This is a genomic window from Erwinia psidii (assembly GCF_003846135.1).
In the GTDB taxonomy this organism is placed as follows: domain Bacteria; phylum Pseudomonadota; class Gammaproteobacteria; order Enterobacterales; family Enterobacteriaceae; genus Erwinia; species Erwinia psidii.
On the sequence record NZ_RHHM01000034.1, the window covers coordinates 1 to 1,945 of the forward strand.

The 1,945-nt window shown below is 45.7% G+C and carries 4 protein-coding genes and 1 pseudogene; 3 read left to right on the forward strand and 2 right to left on the reverse strand.

The features are described 5' to 3' along the window. Both EB241_RS20670 and EB241_RS20675 read left to right on the forward strand, forming a co-directional pair. A partial coding sequence (locus EB241_RS20670; RefSeq protein WP_199737412.1) for an RHS repeat domain-containing protein occupies window positions 1–760 on the forward strand: 760 nt, incomplete at its 5' end. 3 nt (window positions 761–763) lie between these two features. After that, complete coding sequence (locus EB241_RS20675; protein ID WP_124234935.1) at window positions 764–1,243, forward strand: hypothetical protein; 480 nt, start codon at window positions 764–766, stop codon at window positions 1,241–1,243. Window positions 1,244–1,394: 151 nt separating this feature from the next. Here EB241_RS20675 and EB241_RS22035 read toward each other — a convergent pair whose 3' ends face one another. Both EB241_RS22035 and EB241_RS21010 read right to left on the reverse strand, forming a co-directional pair. After that, a complete protein-coding gene (locus tag EB241_RS22035; protein ID WP_124234936.1) occupies window positions 1,395–1,505 on the reverse strand; it encodes a SymE family type I addiction module toxin in 111 nt (36 codons plus the stop codon). Continuing rightward, on the reverse strand, window positions 1,502–1,642 hold the full coding sequence (locus tag EB241_RS21010) for a hypothetical protein (protein ID WP_158612436.1): 141 nt from the start codon (window positions 1,640–1,642) through the stop codon (window positions 1,502–1,504). The genes EB241_RS22035 and EB241_RS21010 overlap by 4 nt, the downstream gene beginning before the upstream one ends. Window positions 1,643–1,657: 15 nt before the next feature. Here EB241_RS21010 and EB241_RS20685 point away from each other — a divergent pair. Further along, window positions 1,658–1,945 (forward strand): annotated as a pseudogene (locus EB241_RS20685) (hypothetical protein); the annotation flags it as partial.

Here is a 1,945-nt window from a genome sequence, read left to right on the forward strand (position 1 = left end):
CGAACCGGAGATTTACTGGTATCACTGCCAGCCAAACGGTACGCCGGAGCGGCTGACAGATAAAGCAGGGCGGGTGTGCTGGCAGGGCCATAACGGTGCATGGGGCAAACTGCTGCGTGAGGAACGGCTGAACGGCCCGGACGATGCGCAGAACCTGCGGATGCAGGGTCAGTATCTGGACAGAGAGACGGGTTTGCATTACAACCTTTACCGGTACTATGATGCGGACTGCGGTCGCTTTACGCAGCCGGACCCGATAGGGTTGCTGGGTGGGTTGAATCTGTATGCGTATGCGCCGAATGCATTGGGGTGGATAGATCCGCTGGGGTTAAAGGCCAAATGTGCGCCGACAAAAGCTAATGACCATAACCAGGCTAAATTTGGCAGGCAGTGGCAGGGGAGGGGGATATATGAAGGTCGTGATTCATGGTCAAATACTATGTTGAAAGAGGGGGATATAGTTTATGGCGGTGCCCCAGGACAGTCTGGTTTTTATTTTGATAAGGCAACTTTAGAAGCTGCTGGCGGAAGCCGAGAAAAACTATGGAAAAGCTTGCAAGTTCTACCCCATCCCACTTTTGGATATAGAAGTAAAATACAAGCTTATCAAGTTAAAAGAGAAGCAATTGCTGGTACAGGTAAGGCGTTATCACAAGATCCACTCAAAGGATTTGGAAATGGTGGTGGGACTCAGTTCTTTTTATCTAATTATAAAACTGTTTTGGAACCTATTGGTGATCCTTTTGGGTTGGGTATTTGAAATATGAAATTAGAATTTAATTTAAATAGCTTTAATTTGGATGGAAAACTGATTTTATCACCATCGAGTAATAAAATTGAATTAATGGATGGAGGGGTTTTATGGGAGGAGTGGATAAAGAATGATAGCGAGGTTGTGTCATATCGTACGATATTTAAAGATGAGAAAGATAAAGCTAATTTATATTTAATAGTGACATTTAAATCTCCTGTAAATGATAATTCTTTATTGTCAAGTTGGTATTTGTCACCAGAAAAAGTTATGAATGGAGAACAAAGAAAACCAGAAGGTAAAGTTACAAAAGCTCTGAGGAAATGGTTTTTTGATAAAGCAAAAATTGATCTTCCTATTAGCGGTGATTGGGGGCATATTGATGCTGTTTATGATCATTGGAATGCTGTGGGTGTTATAGCTTGCAATTATAGATCTGCATTCAAAGATGAATCTAACTGGAAAAAATATAGGAAAAGGAATAAATTCTGAAGGAACTATTAAAATTACAGTTTCAAGCTTGGATAGGTTTTATCTTAATACCTTAATGCATTTTTATGGCCCATTTTTTTTATACTTAATTAATTTCAATTGATATAAAAAAGCCGGAAAAGATCTTAATGATTCTTTCGGATTTTTTATTTTAGCCGTCAGCCCGTTGCCACACGGCTAGGATCCGGCGTCCTTCGTTGAGCCTCACATTGACCGGGTAGCCAGCGTCATATCCTGCCTCAGGGAGCCAGTCATCCTTCAGATGTAGGCTGGGGCCGCATAATAGTACATGGCGCTGATATCTTTGCCGCTCTCATGGCGAATACTGACGTACCCGACCTGATAGTGGCGCTGCGTTTCGGAAATCATGTCTGCTGGCGTAGAATGCGTCCTGGTCATGATTAGCTACCTCGTACAGTTGGTGAAGTGGGCCGTCTGACGTCAGAAAGCGGTGAGCAGGGGGTGGTGAAGTATGAATGGGACGCGCTGGGCAACCGTACCGGCACGACGCTGCCGGACGGACGGCGGATCCGCAGCCTCTATTATGGCAGCGGGCACCTGCTGAATATTGCCCTCGATGACCTGCCGCTTACCGGTTTCAGCCGTGACACCCTGCACCGCGAAGTCAGTCGGACGCAGGGCGCACTGACCAGCCGCAGCTCGTATGACCGTCTGGGCCGCCTGCATCAGCGTGACGTGTTC